Below are 18,611 nucleotides of genomic sequence, written 5' to 3'. Positions count from 1 at the left end.
CGGTCCGGGCAGCGTCGATGTCCCTGACGGCGACGCCGATGTCGTTTCCAGAATATCGGCGCCGGGATAGCGGCTTACCTTGGAGGCGGGGGACTGCCCGTCTTCGTCAGCCATCACAACGACAATATCGACCAGGCGAAAGCGGCCGCGAAGAGGCGCTTCGCCATTATCGGAGATACCCCATGCCAAGCGCTCATCTGTCCAGCTCGTCACTGTCCCGGTTCGATCCGCAGATCGCCGAGGCCATCGCCGACGAGGTCGTTCGCCAGCAGGATCATGTGGAGCTGATCGCCTCCGAGAACTACGCAAGTCCCGCGGTGATGGAGGCCCAGGGCACCCAACTGACCAACAAGTACGCCGAGGGCTATCCCGGCAAGCGCTACTATGGCGGCTGCGAGCACGTCGACGTGGTCGAGCGTCTGGCCATCGAGCGGGCCTGCGCGCTGTTCAGCGCCGACTACGCCAACGTGCAGCCCCACAGCGGCGCCCAGGCCAATGCCGCCGCCTTCATGGCGCTGGTGTCCCCCGGCGATACCGTGCTCGGCATGAGCCTGGCCCATGGCGGTCACCTGACCCATGGCGCGGCACCGAACTTCTCCGGCAAGCACTACCACGCGGTGCAGTATGGTCTGGACGAGGCCACCGGCCAGATCGACTACGCCGAGGTCGAGCGTCTGGCCAGGGAGCATCGCCCCAAGTTGATCGTCGCCGGCTTCTCGGCCTACTCCCAGGTGGTCGACTGGCGCCGCTTTCGCGCCATCGCCGACAGCGTCGGCGCCTGGCTGCTGGTGGACATGGCCCACGTCGCCGGTCTGGTGGCGGCCGGGCTCTATCCAAGCCCGCTGCCCCACGCCCACGTGGTCACCACCACCACCCACAAGACCCTGCGCGGGCCGCGCGGTGGCCTGATCCTGTCCGCCAGCGGTGACGAGGCGCTGTACAAGAAGCTCAACGGCGCGGTCTTCCCCGGCCAGCAGGGCGGCCCCCTGATGCATGTCATCGCGGCCAAGGCGGTGGCCTTCCGCGAGGCCATGAACCAGGACTTCGTGCGCTACCAGGAGCGGGTCATCGTCAATGCCAAGGCCATGGCCGGGACCTTTCTCGAGCGCGGCTACGACGTGGTCTCCGGCGGCACCGAAGACCATCTGTTTCTGGTCTCGCTGATTCGCCAGGGGATCACCGGCAAGGACGCCGACGCAGCCCTGGGTCGCTCGCACATCACCGTCAACAAGAACGCGGTACCGGGAGACCCGCAGAGCCCCTTCGTCACCTCGGGCCTGCGCATCGGGACCCCGGCGGTGACCACCCGCGGCTTCGATGCCGAAGAGTGCGAGCGGCTTGCCGGCTGGATCTGCGATGTGCTGGACGTGCTGGCCCGTGGCGAGGACACCGCCGCCATCGAGGCCGACGTACGCCAGCGGGTCGGCGAGCTATGCGCGCGCCACCCGGTCTATCCGACCCCTCGGCAAGCCGCTGCCGTGCCGGCCTGATGACCCCCCGGCGGTCGTGACGCACCAGCGACCGCCCAGGCACTTTTCAGACACGCTCTAGCCCAGAGTTTTGAGGGACACCCTATGCAACGCTACTCCGGATTCGCGCTGGCCCGCCACGCCCTGAGTCACCACGAGAACTGGCAGCGCCAGTGGCGCAACCCGACCCCCAAGGCCGCCTACGACGTGATCATCGTCGGTGGTGGCGGCCACGGCCTGGCCACCGCCTACTACCTGGCCAAGGAATTTGGCGTGCGCAATGTCGCGGTGATCGAGAAGGGCTGGCTGGGCGGCGGCAACACCGCCCGCAACACCACCATCGTGCGTTCCAACTATCTGTGGGATGAGGCTGCCGCGCTCTATGAGCACTCGATGAAGCTGTGGGAAGGGCTGTCCCGGGATCTCAACTACAACGTGATGTTCTCCCAGCGTGGCGTGCTCAATCTTGGCCATACCCTGCAGGACATGCGCGACATCCAGCGCAGGGTCAACGCCAACCGGCTCAACGGCATCGACGGTGAGGTGCTCGACGCCAGGGGCGTGCAGGAGATCGTGCCGATCCTCGACTGCTCGAAGAACGCGCGCTACCCGGTGATGGGGGCCTCCTGGCAGCCCCGCGCCGGGGTCGCCCGCCACGACGCCGTGGCCTGGGGCTACGCCCGAGGTGCCGATGCCCTCGGCGTCGACATTCTGCAGCAGACCGAGGTGACCGGGTTCAAGATCCGCGACGGCCGCATCCTTGGGGTGCACACCAATCGCGGCGATATCGAGGCTCGCACTGTAGGTTGCGTGACCGCCGGCAACTCCGGGGTGATGGCCTCGCTTGCGGGGCTGCGCCTGCCGCTGGAGAGCCACCCGCTGCAGGCGCTGGTGTCGGAGCCGCTCAAGCCGGTGCTCGATACCGTGGTGATGTCCAACCACGTGCACGGCTATATCAGCCAGTCCGACAAGGGCGACCTGGTTATCGGCGCGGGCATCGACGGCTACAACGGCTACGGCCAGCGTGGCAGCTACGCCACCGTCGAGCACACCCTGCAGGCCATCGTCGAGATGTTCCCGATCTTCTCGCGGGTGCGCATGAACCGGCAGTGGGGCGGCATCGTCGATACCTGCCCGGACGCCTGTCCGATCATGTCGAAGACCCGGATCGAGGGGCTCTACTTCAACTGCGGCTGGGGCACCGGTGGCTTCAAGGCGACCCCAGGGTCCGGGCATGTGTTCGCGGCGAGCCTGGCCAAGGGCGAGATGCATCCGCTGGCCGCCCCCTTCTCGATCGACCGCTTCCACAGCGGCGCGCTGATCGACGAACACGGCGCCGCCGGTGTCGCCCACTGATTTCAGGAGGTTTCCATGTTCCATATCCATTGTCCCTACTGTGACGAGTGGCGCGAGGAAGAGGAGTTTCATCCCAGGGGGCAGGCGCACATCGCACGCCCCGAGGATCCGGCCGGCTGCTCCGACGAGCAGTGGGGCGACTACCTGTTCTTCCGCGATAACCCCCGCGGCATCCACCACGAGCTGTGGGTCCATGCGGTGGGCTGTCGCAAGTTCTTCAACGTGACGCGGCACACCCAGAGCTACGAAATCCTCGAGACCTATCGCATCGGCGAGCGACCGCGCTTTACCCGGGACAACCCCGACGGGGTGGTGGCGTCAGCGCCTGAGTCCCTTGACGACAGCGATACCGCCACCGCCGCCCAGGAGGTTCGCGCATGAGCCAGCCCAATCGCCTCGACACAGGGGGACTGATCGACCGCAGCACGCCCCTGCGCTTTACCTTCAATGGCAAGGAGTACACCGGCTTTCACGGGGACACCCTGGCCTCAGCGCTGCTGGCCAACGGGGTGGACGTGGTCAATCGCAGTTTCAAGTACTCGCGTCCCCGCGGCATCGTCGCCGCCGGTGCCGAGGAGCCCAATGCGGTGGTCCAGCTCGGCCAGGCCGAAGCCGAGCAGGTGCCCAATGTGCGCGCCACCCAGCAGGCCCTGTTCGAGGGGCTGACGGCGCGCTCCACCAACGGCTGGCCCAACGTCCAGCGCGACCTGATGGGGACCATCGGCAAGCTTGGCGGCAAGCTGATGCCCCCCGGCTTCTACTACAAGACCTTCATGGCGCCGGCCTCGCTGTGGATGACCTACGAGCGCTATATCCGCAAGAGCGCGGGGCTGGGGCGCAGCCCGCTGGAGCGCGATCCGGACATCTACTACCACATCAATCGCCACTGTGAGGTGCTGGTGATCGGGGCAGGGCCTGCGGGACTGGTTGCCGCCCTGGCCGCCTCGCGCAGCGGCGCCCGGGTGATCCTGTGTGACGAGCAGGAGCGCTTTGGCGGCTCGCTGCTGGACGGGCAGGAATTGCTGGACGATCGTCCGGCGTTGCAGTGGGTCGAGGAGGTGCTCGAGGAGCTTGCTGCCAACCCCGAGGTGACGCTGCTGCCGCGCACCACCGCCAACGGCTACCACGACCACAACTTCGTCACCCTGCACGAGCGACGAAGCGAGCACCTGGCCCACTGCGCACCTCGAGTGGAGGGTCACCGTCAGTCGCGCTCGCGCCTGCATCGGGTGCGCGCCGCGCGCGTCGTGCTGGCCACTGGGGCCCATGAGCGTCCGCTGGTCTACGCCGGCAATGACGTGCCGGGCAATCTGCTGTGCTCGGCGGTGTCCACCTACATCCGCCGTTACGGAGTGGTGCCGGGCAAGCGGCTGGTGGTCTCCACCAGCAACGACGACGGCTACCGTGCCGCGCTCGACTGGCTGGATGCCGGCCGCGAGGTGGTGGCGGTGGCCGACGCCCGTCCCGCCCCCGACGGTGAACTGGTCGAGGTCGCCCGGGCGCGCGGTATCCGCATTCTGCCGGGCTCTGCCGTGGTCGAGGCCAGGGGCGAGCAGCGGGTCACCTCGGTGCGGGTCGCCGCCATCGATATCGACGCCTTTCGCGTCACCGGCGCCAGCGAGACGCTCGACTGCGACACGCTGGCCAGTTCCGGTGGCTTCAGTCCGGTGATTCACCTGGCCTCCCATACCGGAACGCGGCCGAGCTGGCGCGACGACCTGATCGCCTTCGTGCCCAACCTGCCCCGGGGCATGTTGGCGGCCGGTGCCGCCGGCGGCACCTTTGGCCTGGCCGAGGTGCTGGCGGAAGGTCGCGACGCCGGCCTCGAGGCGGCGAGCCAGGCTGGCTTCGAGGGTGCCGAGCTTATACTGCCGGCGGTAGCCTCGCGGCGCGACGGTGCGGCGGTGGCGCTGTTCCAGGTGCCCCACGAAAAGCCGACCCTGCGGGCGCCCAAGCAGTTCGTCGACCTGCAGAACGACGTCACCGCCGCCGGGATCGAGCTTGCCACCCGGGAAGGCTTCGAGTCCATCGAGCACGTCAAGCGCTACACCGCCATGGGCTTCGGTACCGATCAGGGCAAGCTTGGCAACATCAACGGCATGGCCATCGCCGCGCGCTGCCTGGGGCGTTCGATTCCCGAGGTCGGCACCACCGTGTTCCGGCCCAACTATACCCCGGTCACCTTCGGAGCCATCGTCGGTCGCCACTGCGGTGCGTTGTTCGATCCCGAGCGCTACAGCGCGCTGCACCAGTGGCACGTCGGGCAGGGCGCCGAGTTCGAGGACGTGGGCCAGTGGAAGCGGCCCTGGTACTTCCCTAGGACCGTCAACGGCAAGCGCGAGACCCTGCACGAGGCGGTGATGCGCGAGTGCCGCGCGGTGCGCGAAGGCGTCGGCATCCTCGACGCTTCGACCCTGGGCAAGATCGATATCCAGGGGCCGGACGCCCGCGAGTTTCTCGGCCGCATCTACACCAACAAGTGGGCCAAGCTGGGCGTGGGCAAGGTGCGCTACGGCTTGATGTGCAAGGACGACGGCATGGTCATGGATGACGGCACCACCAGTTGTCTGGCCGAGGATCACTTCCTGATGACCACCACCACCGGTGGCGCCGCGGGAGTGCTCGAGTGGCTGGAGCTGTGGCACCAGACCGAGTGGCCGGAGCTCGACGTGAGCTTTACCTCGGTCACCGACCACTGGGCCACCATGACCGTCACCGGCCCCAGGGCGCGGGAGCTGATGAGCGAGCTCGCCGAGGGCATCGATCTGGATCGCGAGGCGTTTCGCTTCATGGACTGGCGTGAGGGCAAGGTGGCCGGGGTGCCGGCACGGGTGTTCCGGATCTCCTTCACCGGCGAGCTGGCCTACGAGATCAACGTCCAGGCACACGCTGCCATGCACGTGTGGAAGGCGCTGTTCACCCACGGCGAGAAGTACGACCTGACGCCCTACGGTACCGAGACCATGCACGTGCTGCGTGCCGAGAAGGGCTTCATCATCGCAGGTCAGGACACCGACGGTTCGGTGACCCCGGAGGATCTGGGCATGCAGTGGGCGGTGGGCTACGACAAGCCATTCTCCTGGGTCGGCCAGCGGGCGCTGACCCGCAGCGACACCGCGCGCCAGGATCGCAAGCAGCTGGTGGGGCTGAAGCCCCGGGATCCGTCGGTGGTGCTGGAGGAGGGCGCCCAGATCGTGCTCGACCCTGACCATCCGATTCCCATGCCGATGGTCGGCCACGTGACCTCGAGCTACTACAGCCCGACGCTCGAAACCGGCTTCGCCCTGGCGGTGGTCAAGGGTGGCCACCAGCGGATGGGCGAGACCGTCTATCTACCCTGTGTCGACGGCAAGGTCCACGAGGCCGAGATCGTTTCCACCATCTTCCTCGACCCCAAGGGGGAGCGCCAGAATGTCTAACGCCAATGCACGTGCCCGTACCTTTGATGCCTTCCCGGACGAAGGCATCCCCCTGGAGTCGCCGCTGGCCTGGTCGTTTGAGCACGTCGGCTGCCCGGCGCCCGGCACCCACTCGCGGGTAGTGATGCGCGAACGCCAGCACGACCATCTGATCCTGCGCGGTGGTGCCATCGTGCTCGACGAGGCGGTGCGCGCGGTGCTGGGGCTGTCGTTGCCGGCGCGTCCGCTGGAACTCAGTCAGGGAGAGAGGGCTTCGCTGCAGTGGCTAAGTCCCGACGAGTGGCTTGCCGTGCTGCCCCAGGGTGACGCCTTTCGCGTGGAGACGGCGCTGCGCAGCGCCCTGGGCGACGCCAGCGTGGCCTTCTCCGACGTCAGCGCCGGTCAGACGGTGATCGAGCTGACCGGTGAGGACCAGGCCCTGCGCGAGCTGTTGATGAAGTCGGTGGTCTACGACGTCCACCCACGCCACTTTGCGGTGGGCAAGGGGGTGACCACGGTGCTGGCCAAGACCAGCGTCATCCTGCGTCGCCCCGACGAGCGACGCTGGGAGCTGGTGGTGCGGCGCAGTTTCGCCGACTACGTTTATCGTTGGTTGCTCGATGCCGGTGAGGAGTTCGCCATCGGCGTCGAGCGTGACGTCACCGGCGGGGAGACGACATGACGATCAGCGTGAGCGCCGTGCGCACGACCCACTGGATCCTGACCGCCCAGTGCCCGAGTCGTCTTGGCACCGTGGACGTGGTCACCCGCTTTCTGCGCGAGCAGGGCTGCTACATCACCGAGCAGCAGTCCTTTGACGACAGCAGCTCCTGTCGTTTCTTCATCCGCACCGAGTTTCGCCCTCCCGAGGAGGGCGAGCTCGATGCAGGCGCCTTCGAGGCGGGCTTTGCCGAGCGGGCGGCGCCGTTCTCCATGGCATTCGAGCTGACCTCACCAGAGCGCCTCACGCCGGTGGTGATCATGGTCTCCAAGGCCGATCACTGCCTCAACGACCTGCTCTATCGCTATCGCACCGGCCAGCTTCCGGTGGCCATCAAGGCGGTGGTGTCCAACCACCCTGATCTGGCGCCGCTGGCCGAGTGGCACGGGCTGCCTTATCACCATCTGCCGATCAGCGCCGACACCAAGGCCGAGCAGGAGGCCGAGGTGTGGCGGATCGTCGAGGACAGTGGCGCGGAGCTGGTGATCCTGGCGCGCTACATGCAGGTGCTGTCGAGCGAGATGAGCGAACGCCTGGCCGGTCGAGCGATCAATATCCATCACTCGCTGCTGCCTGGCTTCAAGGGCGCCAAGCCCTACCACCAGGCCTTCGAGAAGGGCGTCAAGCTGGTTGGGGCGACCGCCCACTACATCAACGATGACCTGGACGAAGGCCCGATCATTACCCAGGGGGTGGAGCCGGTCACCCACGCCGATACCGCCGAGGACCTGGTGGCCCGGGGGCGTGATATCGAGTGCATCACCCTGGCCCGGGCGGTCACCCTGCACCTGCAGCGTCGGGTGTTTCTCAACGGCTCGCGCACGGTGGTCTTCCAGCGCTGATGTCAGGGACAGACAGGCGGCGACGACGAGGCGCTGAACTCCATCTTGCTGAACCAGGCGGTGGCGTCGCCTCCGGCGTTGTCGCCATCGCTCATCAGCGCCAGGCCATCGACGCCGTCGGGGCTCGCGCCGAACAGTCGACGGTAGTCGGCGGCCACGTCGCGCACCTCGCCGACCCACTGACCAGCCTTGGCACCTCCGCTTTGCAGCGCCAGCAGGACGGCACGATCGGTAAAGGCGTTGGGCCAGCTGGTGCCTGCCGACTGATTCGATGACCACACATAGTTGACCGACTCCACCTGCCAGGGCAGAAGGCCGGTGCGTCTGGCTACGTAGACCCGGGCGGGATAGTCGTCGCCACTCTCTGTGCGTTCGTCGACCCCGGAATAGACCCCGGATACCTGCCAGCACCAGCGCAGGTAGGGCGTCTCGCCGAGGTCGATGTCGCGCTCCAGATAGCGGGCCGAAGCCTGCCCCCGGGAGCGCGCTTCGAGCACGCTGACGCCATCGCGCTCGACCAGTCGGTAGGCCGTTTCGCCGGCGAAGGACTTGGTTGGCCAGTCGAGCATGGCGCGCGGGCTGAAGGTCTGGGCCTGGGCGCAGGAGGCCATCAGGACCGCAGCCGAGACAAGGGCGCAGGTCAGGGGACGCGGCGGTGGGGCAGCGAGGTGGCGAAGGGGAAGAATCCGGGCCATGCAGGCTCCTGTTATCGGCAATCGGCAATTGGCAATCGGGAAAGTGGCTGAAACGACGTGAATGATATGAGCTATGTAAACCACCAGCTGCAAATCGTGTGGGCGACCATCGCCTGTGCGCACATCGTGTAGCTGCAGTTGTGCGCACTATGCCCAGTCGCGTCGGCTATGGGTGCTGGGTCGTCGCCCCGGCGTTGAACCTTACACAGCGTCAACCCGGATTGTGAGAGATTTCCCCTTGTGGTGGTCGGGGACCGGCGACCATGCTGTAGGCACATTGACCTGGAAAGGAAGCTCCATCATGAAGCAGTGCTATCGCAAGATGTTCACCCTGTGCCTGGGCAGCGTGCTGGCAGGATCGATGGCGACCATGGCCTGGGCGCAGGGCGAGGTCGAGGTGAGCGACAGCGGTATCGCCAGTCTGACGTCGACCGATAGCCTGGAGGCGGTGGAATCTCGCTTCAAGGAGGGGCTGGAAAAACGGGGAATGGGACTGATGGCAAGCGTGGACCACCAGGCCAACGCCGCCGGGGTGGAGCTGGAATTGCCAGCGACACGCACCTACATCTTCGGCAAGCCCGAGGTGGGCACTCGACTGATGCAGTGCGAGGGTAGTGTCGCGCTGGATCTTCCCCAGAAGATGCTGGTTCGCCAGCAGGATGATCACCTGGTGATCGAGTGGAACGACCCTCACTACCTGGTGGAGCGCCACGGCCTGCAGGACTGCGAGCTGCCCGTGGACAAGATCGCCGAGGCCCTTACCGGGCTGGCGCGGGAGGCAGCGGGCCAGCAATGATGGCCTGGTCTTGCCCAGGCATCTCCCGAGCCTTGCTCACCGGGTCCGGCTCGGGACCTCTTTACCGGGGATCTGGCACGCAATCGCTTGAGGCTGACTCAGGTGGGGGGTAACTGGCGCCCCGTCGGCGGGCTGCCTTGGTGGCCCGCCAGGGGGAGGCAGAATGGTGGGTCGACCAGCGAGATGCTTCCCTCGAGGTAGGGCAGTCGAGGTCTGGCAGTCGAGGTCCTTGCGCCAAGTCCGTCAGCCGAGTCCTTCAGTTCTGGCGACGGGTCTCCGCCTCGGCCATCGCTTCCTTTACCTTCAGCAGGTCCTGATCACTGGCGACGTTGTCGGTAGTCGCGCCAGGGGACGTACCGTCCTGGGGTTTATCAATTGTGCCGTTATAGGCATTGCCGACCCGGTGCAGCATGCCGAACTGCTTTTCGCAGTTGCGACAGGCCGAGCACAACATCAAGTGAAACCGCAGCGAAATACGCTCCCTGGCCGTCAGGGGGGCATCCAACTGCTTTGACATCAGCCGCGTAGCGGCCTTGCACATCATCATGCCGCGTCCTCCTTCCATCCCTTTTCAATGCAAGCGCGAAGCTTGAGGCGAGCCCGATGCAGGATCACCCAAGCGTTGTTTTCCTTGATGCCCACTTCCTTACAAATATCGTCGGTGGAAAGGCCCATCAATTCGCGCAGGGAGAAAACGCGAGCCACGTTTTCTGGAAGACTCAGCATACAAGCGTCGAATACTTTCCAGAAATTTTCGTTCTCGAACGCTTGCTCCGGGGTGCTCCATGCCTGGGGCTTGGCGTCGGCGGCCCAGTGCCCATCCTGTTGAAACATGCGGTCGATGGCGTCGTCGCTGTGCTCTTCATCGAAGGGCTCCCAGCGACCATGACGCTTCTGCTGGCGCATCTGGTCGAGCAGCTTGTACTTGAGGATGCCGAATACCCAGGTTTCGTAGCCGGAGCGCCCCGAAAAGCTGTCGTTCTTCTCGATGGCGGCGATCATGGCTTCCTGCACGGCGTCCTCGGCGGCGGCATGATCGCGCAGGTGCATGCGGGCGAAAGACACCAGGCGGGGGCGCACGGCGGCGAGTTTCTTGTGGCGGTCGGTGAGCGTTTCTTGGGTCACGGCAGAATCTCCAGGGCGAGGGCTTCCATGTCGGCGAGGCGAGCCAGGTCCTGGGGCGTATCCAGGTCCCATACGGTCGTTGGACACTCCAGCGTCCACAAAAGCTCCGCAAGACGTGTGCGCGTCTGGGACATGACGCTGGACGTGCCCCAGTCGATTCCTCGGAAGAGACGGGGATCGGGGCGACGAACTCCAACCAGAGCATAGCCGCCGTCCTCGGCCGGAAGAAAGACGCTATCTGCGTCTTTAAGCCGTTTATGACAAGTTTTTAGTAATGTCTTATCCAATATCGGGCAATCTGTGCCGATTAGAAGGCTCGGGCCACCTGCCGAGCACAGCGCCGCGTGCATGCGCACCCCCAGGTCGCCTTCAGGCTGTGGTCTCAGCGTCACGCCGAACCGCTGGCGGATATCGACAAAGCACGGATGGTCGTGCTCAAGCGCCGTCCACAGCGTGATGTTGCGCGCGGACGTCGTCTCCAGCGCCGTCTTCAGGGTGTACTCGATCAGTCTGTGCTGGAGACGAGCGGCGCCTTCGGCGCCGAGGGCGGGGATCATCCGCGTCTTGGCCTGGCCGGGGATCGGCGCCTTGGCCAGGATGGCCAGCTTCAGGCCATCCTCGTGGTGATCACGACGCTGATTATTGCCACGCACCTGGCCAAGGCTGCCAGCCAGCCCGTCGCTATCGTGATCAACGCACATGGCGATACTCCTCGGCCAGGCGAACGGGATCGGCCCCACGCCAATAGCGAAAGCGCAGTCGCCACATCAGCAATATCGTCGTCAGCACGCCACCCTGCTCCCAGCGGCGACCGTCGGTGAGCACCTTGAAGCCAAGGCAGGCGGGCGGCGACAGCCGCTTGAGGCGCTTGGACATTTCGATGTCTTCCATCAACGGCTGGTCGGGGAAGCCACCGACGGCGTCGAAGGCGCTGCGACGCATGAACATCGCCTGATCGCCGGTGGCGATGCCGGTCAGGCGTGAGCGCAGGTTCATGCAGGCGGCGATCAATGATAACCAGCTTGAGCGGCCCAGGATGCGCACGTCGAAGCGCCCCCAATGGCGTTTCTCCAGCGCCTTCAGTATCGCCGGCATGGCCGCCGCGGGCAGTCGAGTGTCGGCGTGCAGAAACAGCAAGGACGGCGCACTCGCCGCAGCGGCGCCCTGGTTCATCTGGCGCGCCCTGCCGCGGGGGGCATCGATGACCCGGTCGGCCAGGGGACGGGCAAGCGCCTGGGTATCGTCTTCGCTGCCACCATCGACGACGATCACCTCGACGCCCTGCTGGCGCCATTCGGATAGCCGCTCAAGACCCGCGACGATGGTCGCTGCCTCATCGAGGACGGGAATGACCACACACAGACGTGGTGCGACGGTCGGGGAGCCTGGTTCAGCGAGAGGCACGGCGGGCACCCTGCCAGGCGGCCCCGGCGGGGGCTTCGGTGGCGGCCGCCAGTTCGACGATCGGACCCGCCGCTGCCTCGGCGTCTGCCCTGTCGTGGGTGACCAGCAGCGCCGGAAGACGATGGTCGCGGATGCGCTGGAAGACCAGGTCACGCATCTCCTGGCGGAGTGCGGCGTCGAGCTTGGAGAAGGGCTCGTCCAGCAGCATCGCCTGGGGACGCGACAGCAGGGTGCGCATCAGCGCGACGCGAGCGCGCTGGCCGCCGGACAGCGTTGCCGGATCACGCTCACCGAATCCCGCAAGACCGATATCCGCCAGGGCCTCTTCGATGGCCTCGCGGCGCTCGCGTCGGCTGGCAGACGACGGCATGCCGAAGGCCAGGTTGCCGGCGACGCTGAGGTGGGGAAACAGCAGCGCATCCTGGAACAGCAGACCGAGTCGGCGGGCCGAGGCAGGCAGGTCGGTGACTCGCCTGTCGCCGAGGCGCACCTCGCCCTGGGCGTCAAAGGCGGGGGCGAGAAAGCCCGCAGCGTAGGCCAGCAGGGTGGACTTGCCGACACCGGAAGGCCCCATGACGCTGACCACCTCGCCGGGGGCGACCTGAGCATTCAGTGATACCAGGGGGGCACCGTCCAGCGAGATCACGACCCGATCGAAGACCAGTGCGCCTGTCGGGTTCGCTGGAGACGTGGGGGGAAGGTGGCATCGTGTGTCTGGTGTCTGTGACATGGTGGGCTCGGATGGCGTTGAGGCGGTTCAGGTCAGCAGGGCGCGTCGGTGGCGATGCAGTACGCGCGGCAAGCCGATGGCGAGGGCGAAACCGAGTGCCGGCAAGAGTAGCTGGGCCAGGGCATAGACCGCTGTCAGGCGACGATCCCCCCCGGAGGCAAGCGATACCGCCTCGGTGGTCAGGGTGGTCAGGCGTCCGGCCCCCAGCAGCAACGTCGGCAGATACTGGCCGACGCTGACGGCGACCCCCACGGCGGCGGCGGTGGCGATGGGGGCCAGCAGCAGCGGCAGGCGAACGCGCACAAAGGCGGCGGCCGGGCCATGGCCGAGACCTGCGGCGACCTGGGCCCAGCGGGGGTCAAGCCGCCGGTAGCTCTCGGCCAGTGACAGAAAGACGTAGGGCAGCACGAACAGACAGTGCCCCAGTACCACCACCATGAAGCCCGGTGCCACCGATAGCTGCGCCTGAAGTTGCACCAGACCGTAGAGAAAGGCGACCGGTGGCACCAGCAGCGGCAGGTAGAGCACCAGGGTGGCGCTCGCTCCCATGCTGCGGTGATTGAGCGCTTCGCTCTCGAGACAGCCGATCACCAGGATGGTCGCGAGAGCGGTGGCGGCCAGCGCCAGCCACAGGGTATCGAGGGCGGCCGGCAGCAGGCCTGGCAGCGCACGACCCCAGTTGGCCAGGGTCAGGGGCGTGGGCCAGGCCGAGGGAAAGGGCCAGAAGGCCGCCAGCGACCACAGCGTCAGCCCCAGCAGACTGGCACCGAGCAGGGTGACGCTGAGCCAGGTCAGACCGCCGCCCAGCAGGCTGCCGAGGCGTTGACCGCTGTTGCGTCGGCCGTCGGTCAGGCGTGGCGTGGCGCACCAGCGTACGGCCTGTTCCAGGCACCACCAGCAGGCCAGTGCCAGCAGCGTGATGCCGAGCTGGCTCAGCGCTGCGGCGGAGGCCATGAAGCGCATCGACAGGTCGGGATCACCAAGCCAGCGGACCACGCTGACCGCCAGGGTCGGTGGGGTGGACGGGCCCAGGATCATGGCCACATCGACATTGGACGAGGCAAAGGCGATGACCGCATAGACCGGTAGCCGAATCAGCGGGTACAGGCTCGGCAGTACCGCCTTGAGAAAGGCGGTCACCGGCGAATAACCCAGCGACAGTGCCAGGTGCCGACGATCGTCGGCCTGGCACTGAGGCAGCGCCGATAGACTCATCAGCAGCAGAAAGGGGACTTCCTTGACCACCAGTCCGGCGATCAGCGCAAGGCCAAAGGGATCACCGGGGAACAGGTAGTCAGGAGGCGTGGCGTGACCGCTCAAGGCCGGGGAGACCAGGCGCATGGCCAGGCCCGAGGGCGCCAGCAGAAAGGCCAGACCGATGGCGGCGGCGGCGTGGGGCACCGCCAGCAGTGGCGACAGCAGGCGCTTGAGCCAGACAAAGGCGGCGCTGTCGGCGAAGGCACCGAGAAACAGCACCACGATGGTCAGGGCCAGGGCGGTGCTGATCAGGCCAGTGGTGAAGCTGAGCACCAGCATCTCGAAAAGCCCGGGGGTGTTCGCCAGGCTCACCCAGGGCGCCAGGCTCAGCTGCTCTCCACCGAGCACCGGCAGCCAGCCGAAGGCCGGCGCCGCAGCGCCTGCCAGGCCGGCCACCACCGGGGCCACCAGCAGCAGTACCGTCAGCGCCGGCGCCAGCCCCACCAGGCGGGAGAAGGTCGAGGTATCAGCGGCTGCCATAGCGCTCGAGCCAGGCCGCCTCTACCGCTTCCATCCAGCTCGGGTGCGGCTCGGGCAGGGTCTGTTGCAGGGCCTGTGGCGCCAGTCGCGCTGGCTGGTCATCCATGGGCGTCAATGCCTGACGCTCGGCCTCATTCAGGCGCGCGAGATCGAGCACGCTGGGGTCGCCCCAGACATCCAGTTGTTGCTTGCGCGCCTGGGCCTCGGGCGAGAGCAGGAAGTTGGCGGTGACCATGGCGCCGGCCTGGTGGCTGGCGTTGAACGGGATGGTGACAAAGTGAACGTTGCCGATGGTCCCGCCGTCGAGCACATAGCTGCGAATCGAGGGAGGCAGTTGGTAGTTGTTGACCGCAGCGGCAGGCTCGGCGGGGTTGAAGGTAAAGGCCAGCGACAGTTCGCCGTCACCCATCAGGCTTCTGAGCGCAGGCCCTGAAGCGGGGAAGTCCCGCCCCTGGCGCCACAGATGGGGGTGCAGGGCGTCGAGATAGTCCCACAGCGGTGCCATGGCCGCTTCGGCGTCGGCTTCGCCGACGGGGCGGGCAAGCACCGCCGGGTCGTCGATCAGTGCGATAAGCGCCTGCTTGAGAAAGGTGGAACCGTGGAAGTCCGGGACCAGTGGATAGGTGAAGCGCCCGGGATGCTGCTCGGTCCAGTCGAGCAGCTCGGTCATGCTGGTCGGCGGCGCCTCGACACGCTCGCTGTCGTAGTAGAAGGTCAGCTGGGCCTTGCCCCAGGGTGACTCGAATCCCTCGGTGGGGACGGTGAAGTCGGTGGTCATCTCGGGATTGGCGTCCGGCGAGGTCAGCGCGAAGTTCGGCAGCCGCTGGGCAAAGGGCCCGAGCAGCAGATCATTGGCCTTCATCGCGGCGAAGTTCTCGCCGTTGATCCAGATCAGGTCGATGGCGCCCTCGTCGAGGTTGCCGGCGGACTTCTCGGCCAGTACCCGGGAGACCGCAGCGGCGGTGTCGTCGAGCTTGACGTGGACCAGGTCGATGTCGTGGCGCTGTTCGAGCTCGCCGGCGACCCAGTCGAGATAGCCATTGACGTTGGGGTCACCGCCCCAGGCGTTGAAGTAGACCGTCTGCCCCCTGGCCTGCTGCTCGATCTCCTGCCACGGCTGGTTCAGAGGCGTGGACGTATCCTGGGCCCAGGCGGGCGAGCCTAGCCCCAGGGCAGCCAGGGCGGTGAGGACGAAGGCGCCACCGGGAAGCCAGGTCAAGCGGAGGTCGGCAAACGGGCGTCTACAGGAAAAAGGCGTGGTCATGGTCGCGTCCTTGTGACGATGGATAGGCAGGGTTGGATAGAGCCGGACAGGGTTGGATAGAACCGGGCAGGGCCGGACAGAGCCGGGAGCGTCAGCCGGCACGGGCGAGTTCCTCGAGTTCGTCGGCGACACGCCTGATGATGGGGGCCGAGAGGTAGTGATCGACGCGGTCGGCCACATGGGCGATCAAGGCATGGTCGCTTAGCTGTGCCGACCAGTCTTCACCACTGTGCTGCCTGTCGACCTGGCGGCGCTGCTGGGCACGCCATTTGGCACACCAGGTCAGCGACCATAGCCACATGGCGCGACGACAGGTGATCAGCGTCGACCAGTCGCTGTGATGGCCGTCTTCGGCCATCAGTTCCTGCCAGCGCCGATACAGCGCCACCAGATCCTCGACGAACAGCACCGCGCGGCTGTTGAGGTCCCAGGTGGTGGAGGTGTAAAGGCTCAGGTGGGCCAGGTCGAAGCCGGGTAGCGAATAGCGGCACTTTTCCAGATCCACCAGTACGGCGCGTCCGTGAGGCGTGATCAGAAAGTTGCCGGGGTGAGCATCGAAGCTGATCAGGCGAATCTCGTCGTCGGCGATGCGAAGTCTCTGCGGGAGCTGTGCCAGCGCCTGTTCGATCAGGGTCGTGCTGGTGCGAGATAGCCCGGCCCCGGGGAGAAAGCGGGCCTGGGTGGCGATCTCGTCGAGCATCTCTCGCCAGGGATCCACCGGTGAGGCCAGGGGGGCGCGTTGATCGGGCAGCGGCAACCGGTGCAGGCTGGCCAGGGCCGAGGTCAAGGCCGGCAGGTCCGAGGGCAGGCTGGCGGGACGGCCATCGATGGCCTCCACCACCAGCGCGCCTCTGGGCAGCAGGTCGTCGCAGGGCAGCCAGTCATCGAGTCTGGGTGTATGGCCACTGGCCTGGGCGCGGTCAAAGCAGGCGACCTGATAGGCCAGGTTGGACGCCGCGTCCAGCCCCATCTGGCTCTGCTTGGGCAACCGTGCCAGCCAGCCGCCCTTGTCACTGCCGCCGGCCAGGCGCACATGCCAGTGGGCCAGGCCGGTATCGGCCAGCGGTTCCAGTCGATGCCCGGACAGAGGCCTCCCATGGCGCGCGAGACTATGCTCAAGCGCTATCAGCGGCGGGCCCGGCGATGGGCTCTCCGTTCGCGATGACGGTGGCGTCGAGACGCATCGCTCCATGTCGCGTTCCTTGGACGTAGTCTGCTGAGTCGGCAGGGGGCAACGATCCTTACACATTTTTTTAAGAAGATGCCACCGGGCGGACTTGGCCGGATCGAGACCGGGGTGGCGACAAGGCGGCGACAAGGCAAAGACAGGCTGGGTAGCAGCGTCGCCTTGCTCAGGTGGTTCTGGTAAACTGCGCCCCTTCCCGTGTCTCCACTACATCATGACAGCGCCAGGCTAACGCCTCCCGGTGCGCTGCTGTCGTGGAGAAACGGTCGGCCCTGGGCCGCTTGTCGCGATATCTCACAACCACTCCCCCTGGACCGCCTCATGATGCGATCGATCAAGCAAGACTGGTTTTCCAATATTAGGGGCGACGTGCTGTCCGGCATCGTCGTGGCCCTGGCGTTGATTCCGGAGGCCATCGCCTTCTCCATCATCGCAGGTGTCGATCCCAAGATTGGCCTCTACGCCTCCTTCTCCATGGCGGTGATCATCGCCTTCGCCGGGGGCCGGCCGGGGATGATCTCTGCCGCCACCGGCGCCATGGCACTGTTGATGGTGACCCTGGTCAAGGAGCACGGACTTCAATATCTGCTGGCCGCGACCCTGCTGACCGGGGTACTGCAGATCATCGCCGGCTATCTGCGCCTGGCCGATCTGATGCGTTTCGTCTCGCGCTCGGTGGTGACCGGCTTCGTCAACGCCCTGGCGATCCTGATCTTCATGGCCCAGCTGCCCGAGCTGACCAACGTCACCTGGCACGTCTACGCGATGACCGCGGCGGGTCTCGGCATCATCTATCTGTTCCCCTACGTGCCCAGGATCGGCAAGCTGCTGCCGTCCCCGCTGGTGTGCATCCTGGTGCTGACCGGCGTCTACCTGGCGACCGGCATGGACATCCGCACCGTCGGTGACATGGGCGAGCTGCCCGATACCCTGCCGATGTTCCTGTGGCCTGACGTGCCGCTGAATCTCGAGACCCTTGGCATCATCTTCCCCTATGCGGTCATGCTGACCGTGGTCGGTCTGCTCGAATCGATGATGACCGCCACTATCGTCGACGATCTGACCGATACCTCCAGCGACAAGAACCGCGAGTGCAAGGGCCAGGGTCTGGCCAACATCGGTACCGGTCTGCTTGGCGGCATGGCGGGCTGCGCGATGATTGGCCAGTCGGTGATCAACATCAAGTCTGGCGGTCGTGGACGCCTGTCTACCCTGCTGGCGGGGGTCTTCCTGCTGCTGATGGTGGTGTTCCTGTCGGACTGGGTCTCGCGCATCCCCATGGCGGCGCTGGTGGCGGTGATGATCATGGTGTCCATCGGTACCTTCAGCTGGAGCTCGCTGCGCGACCTCAAGAAGCACCCGATGTCCACCAATGTGGTGATGATCGCCACCGTGGCGGTGGTGGTGTGGACCCACAACCTGGCGATCGGTGTGTTCGTCGGTGTGCTGATCGCCGCGCTCAACTTCGCCAACAAGGTCGGCAACTTCCTGTACATCGCCAGTGACGAACTGGAACAGCAAGAGGAGCTCGGCAAGGGACGGCGCTACCGCGTGGTCGGCCAGGTGTTCTTCGCCTCGTCTCAGCGTTTCTCCGCCGCCTTCGACTTCAAGGAAAGCGTCGAGAAGGTGGTCATCGACCTGTCACGTGCCCACTTCTGGGACATCACCGCGGTCCAGGCGCTGGACATGGTGGTGATCAAGTTCCGCCGTGAGGGCACCGACGTCGAGCTGATCGGGCTCAACGAGGCCAGCGCCACCATCGTCGATCGCTACGCCATCCACGATAACCCGGCGGCGGTGGAAAAGCTGATGGGTGGTCACTGAGGCAGGCGCCGAAGATGTGACGGGTGTGTGCCAGTTGGTGTAGAACTGGAGGTAACACCCGGAT

At 66.2% G+C, this 18,611-nt stretch carries 17 protein-coding genes; 8 read left to right on the top strand and 9 right to left on the bottom strand.

Features of this window, described 5'->3' with window-relative positions:
- Positions 1–182: 182 nt before the first annotated feature.
- From glyA to purU, 6 genes are all read left to right on the top strand, one after another.
- Positions 183–1,490: a serine hydroxymethyltransferase gene (gene glyA / locus KUV74_RS02935; protein ID WP_222515598.1), complete on the top strand. Its 1,308-nt coding sequence runs from the start codon at positions 183–185 to the stop codon at positions 1,488–1,490.
- Between the two features lie 84 nt (positions 1,491–1,574).
- A complete protein-coding gene (locus KUV74_RS02930; protein WP_045991001.1) occupies positions 1,575–2,825 on the top strand; it encodes a sarcosine oxidase subunit beta family protein in 1,251 nt (416 codons plus the stop codon).
- A gap of 15 nt (positions 2,826–2,840) precedes the next feature.
- The gene (locus tag KUV74_RS02925) at positions 2,841–3,206 is read left to right on the top strand and encodes a sarcosine oxidase subunit delta (protein ID WP_222515597.1); all 366 of its coding nucleotides are present in this window, start codon (positions 2,841–2,843) and stop codon (positions 3,204–3,206) included.
- A complete protein-coding gene (locus tag KUV74_RS02920) occupies positions 3,203–6,244 on the top strand; it encodes a sarcosine oxidase subunit alpha family protein (RefSeq protein WP_222515596.1) in 3,042 nt (1,013 codons plus the stop codon). The genes KUV74_RS02925 and KUV74_RS02920 overlap by 4 nt, the downstream gene beginning before the upstream one ends.
- Positions 6,237–6,905, top strand: a complete 669-nt coding sequence (locus KUV74_RS02915; RefSeq protein WP_222515595.1) for a sarcosine oxidase subunit gamma — start codon at positions 6,237–6,239, stop codon at positions 6,903–6,905. The genes KUV74_RS02920 and KUV74_RS02915 overlap by 8 nt, the downstream gene beginning before the upstream one ends.
- Positions 6,902–7,786, top strand: coding sequence for a formyltetrahydrofolate deformylase (purU, locus tag KUV74_RS02910; protein WP_222515594.1), 885 nt, complete (start codon positions 6,902–6,904; stop codon positions 7,784–7,786). The genes KUV74_RS02915 and purU overlap by 4 nt, the downstream gene beginning before the upstream one ends.
- A gap of 2 nt (positions 7,787–7,788) precedes the next feature.
- Here the strand turns inward: purU and KUV74_RS02905 are convergent, their stop codons facing one another.
- Positions 7,789–8,481: a DUF3047 domain-containing protein gene (locus KUV74_RS02905; RefSeq protein WP_222515593.1), complete on the bottom strand. Its 693-nt coding sequence runs from the start codon at positions 8,479–8,481 to the stop codon at positions 7,789–7,791.
- 301 nt (positions 8,482–8,782) lie between these two features.
- Here KUV74_RS02905 and KUV74_RS02900 point away from each other — a divergent pair, with 301 nt between their 5' ends.
- Complete coding sequence (locus KUV74_RS02900; RefSeq protein ID WP_052704195.1) at positions 8,783–9,277, top strand: DUF302 domain-containing protein; 495 nt, start codon at positions 8,783–8,785, stop codon at positions 9,275–9,277.
- A gap of 256 nt (positions 9,278–9,533) precedes the next feature.
- Here KUV74_RS02900 and KUV74_RS02895 read toward each other — a convergent pair whose 3' ends face one another.
- From KUV74_RS02895 to KUV74_RS02860, 8 genes are all read right to left on the bottom strand, one after another.
- Positions 9,534–9,824 (bottom strand): zf-HC2 domain-containing protein, encoded by a 291-nt coding sequence (locus KUV74_RS02895; RefSeq protein ID WP_045991007.1) that lies wholly within the window; start codon positions 9,822–9,824, stop codon positions 9,534–9,536.
- Positions 9,821–10,402: a sigma-70 family RNA polymerase sigma factor gene (locus tag KUV74_RS02890; RefSeq protein WP_045991008.1), complete on the bottom strand. Its 582-nt coding sequence runs from the start codon at positions 10,400–10,402 to the stop codon at positions 9,821–9,823. The genes KUV74_RS02895 and KUV74_RS02890 overlap by 4 nt, the downstream gene beginning before the upstream one ends.
- Positions 10,399–11,103, bottom strand: a complete 705-nt coding sequence (locus KUV74_RS02885; RefSeq protein WP_222515592.1) for a TIGR04282 family arsenosugar biosynthesis glycosyltransferase — start codon at positions 11,101–11,103, stop codon at positions 10,399–10,401. The genes KUV74_RS02890 and KUV74_RS02885 overlap by 4 nt, the downstream gene beginning before the upstream one ends.
- Positions 11,093–11,806: a TIGR04283 family arsenosugar biosynthesis glycosyltransferase gene (locus KUV74_RS02880; RefSeq protein ID WP_222515591.1), complete on the bottom strand. Its 714-nt coding sequence runs from the start codon at positions 11,804–11,806 to the stop codon at positions 11,093–11,095. Before KUV74_RS02880 ends, KUV74_RS02885 begins: the two co-directional genes overlap by 11 nt.
- Positions 11,793–12,536, bottom strand: a complete 744-nt coding sequence (locus KUV74_RS02875; RefSeq protein ID WP_108131365.1) for an ATP-binding cassette domain-containing protein — start codon at positions 12,534–12,536, stop codon at positions 11,793–11,795. Before KUV74_RS02875 ends, KUV74_RS02880 begins: the two co-directional genes overlap by 14 nt.
- A 27-nt stretch (positions 12,537–12,563) precedes the next feature.
- Complete coding sequence (locus tag KUV74_RS02870) at positions 12,564–14,273, bottom strand: ABC transporter permease (RefSeq protein WP_222515590.1); 1,710 nt, start codon at positions 14,271–14,273, stop codon at positions 12,564–12,566.
- Positions 14,260–15,537, bottom strand: a complete 1,278-nt coding sequence (locus KUV74_RS02865; RefSeq protein WP_222515589.1) for an ABC transporter substrate-binding protein — start codon at positions 15,535–15,537, stop codon at positions 14,260–14,262. Before KUV74_RS02865 ends, KUV74_RS02870 begins: the two co-directional genes overlap by 14 nt.
- A gap of 91 nt (positions 15,538–15,628) precedes the next feature.
- The gene (locus tag KUV74_RS02860) at positions 15,629–16,729 is read right to left on the bottom strand and encodes an aminoglycoside phosphotransferase family protein (RefSeq protein WP_222515588.1); all 1,101 of its coding nucleotides are present in this window, start codon (positions 16,727–16,729) and stop codon (positions 15,629–15,631) included.
- A gap of 315 nt (positions 16,730–17,044) precedes the next feature.
- Between KUV74_RS02860 and KUV74_RS02855 the strand changes: the two genes are divergently transcribed.
- Positions 17,045–18,547 (top strand): SulP family inorganic anion transporter, encoded by a 1,503-nt coding sequence (locus KUV74_RS02855; protein ID WP_045991010.1) that lies wholly within the window; start codon positions 17,045–17,047, stop codon positions 18,545–18,547.
- Positions 18,548–18,611: the final 64 nt, after the last annotated feature.

Source organism: Halomonas sp. DP1Y21-3 (assembly GCF_019801245.1).
Classification (GTDB): domain Bacteria; phylum Pseudomonadota; class Gammaproteobacteria; order Pseudomonadales; family Halomonadaceae; genus Halomonas; species Halomonas litopenaei.
Note: the sequence above shows the minus strand (reverse complement) of the source record. Positions and strands in the feature narration are given on the sequence as shown.

Excerpts from the sequence above, each read along its gene's own strand:
- KUV74_RS02925 (WP_222515597.1), top strand. The coding sequence starts at position 2,841 with ATGTTCCATATCCATTGTCCCTACTGTGACGAGTGGCGCGAGGAAGAG.
- KUV74_RS02860 (WP_222515588.1), bottom strand. The coding sequence starts at position 16,729 with ATGGAGCGATGCGTCTCGACGCCACCGTCATCGCGAACGGAGAGCCCA.
- KUV74_RS02920 (WP_222515596.1), top strand. The coding sequence starts at position 3,203 with ATGAGCCAGCCCAATCGCCTCGACACAGGGGGACTGATCGACCGCAGC.
- KUV74_RS02855 (WP_045991010.1), top strand. The coding sequence starts at position 17,045 with ATGATGCGATCGATCAAGCAAGACTGGTTTTCCAATATTAGGGGCGAC.
- purU (WP_222515594.1), top strand. The coding sequence starts at position 6,902 with ATGACGATCAGCGTGAGCGCCGTGCGCACGACCCACTGGATCCTGACC.
- KUV74_RS02865 (WP_222515589.1), bottom strand. The coding sequence starts at position 15,537 with ATGACCACGCCTTTTTCCTGTAGACGCCCGTTTGCCGACCTCCGCTTG.
- KUV74_RS02930 (WP_045991001.1), top strand. The coding sequence starts at position 1,575 with ATGCAACGCTACTCCGGATTCGCGCTGGCCCGCCACGCCCTGAGTCAC.
- KUV74_RS02885 (WP_222515592.1), bottom strand. The coding sequence starts at position 11,103 with ATGTGCGTTGATCACGATAGCGACGGGCTGGCTGGCAGCCTTGGCCAG.
- KUV74_RS02915 (WP_222515595.1), top strand. The coding sequence starts at position 6,237 with ATGTCTAACGCCAATGCACGTGCCCGTACCTTTGATGCCTTCCCGGAC.
- KUV74_RS02875 (WP_108131365.1), bottom strand. The coding sequence starts at position 12,536 with ATGTCACAGACACCAGACACACGATGCCACCTTCCCCCCACGTCTCCA.
- glyA (WP_222515598.1), top strand. The coding sequence starts at position 183 with ATGCCAAGCGCTCATCTGTCCAGCTCGTCACTGTCCCGGTTCGATCCG.
- KUV74_RS02895 (WP_045991007.1), bottom strand. The coding sequence starts at position 9,824 with ATGATGATGTGCAAGGCCGCTACGCGGCTGATGTCAAAGCAGTTGGAT.
- KUV74_RS02900 (WP_052704195.1), top strand. The coding sequence starts at position 8,783 with ATGAAGCAGTGCTATCGCAAGATGTTCACCCTGTGCCTGGGCAGCGTG.
- KUV74_RS02870 (WP_222515590.1), bottom strand. The coding sequence starts at position 14,273 with ATGGCAGCCGCTGATACCTCGACCTTCTCCCGCCTGGTGGGGCTGGCG.
- KUV74_RS02905 (WP_222515593.1), bottom strand. The coding sequence starts at position 8,481 with ATGGCCCGGATTCTTCCCCTTCGCCACCTCGCTGCCCCACCGCCGCGT.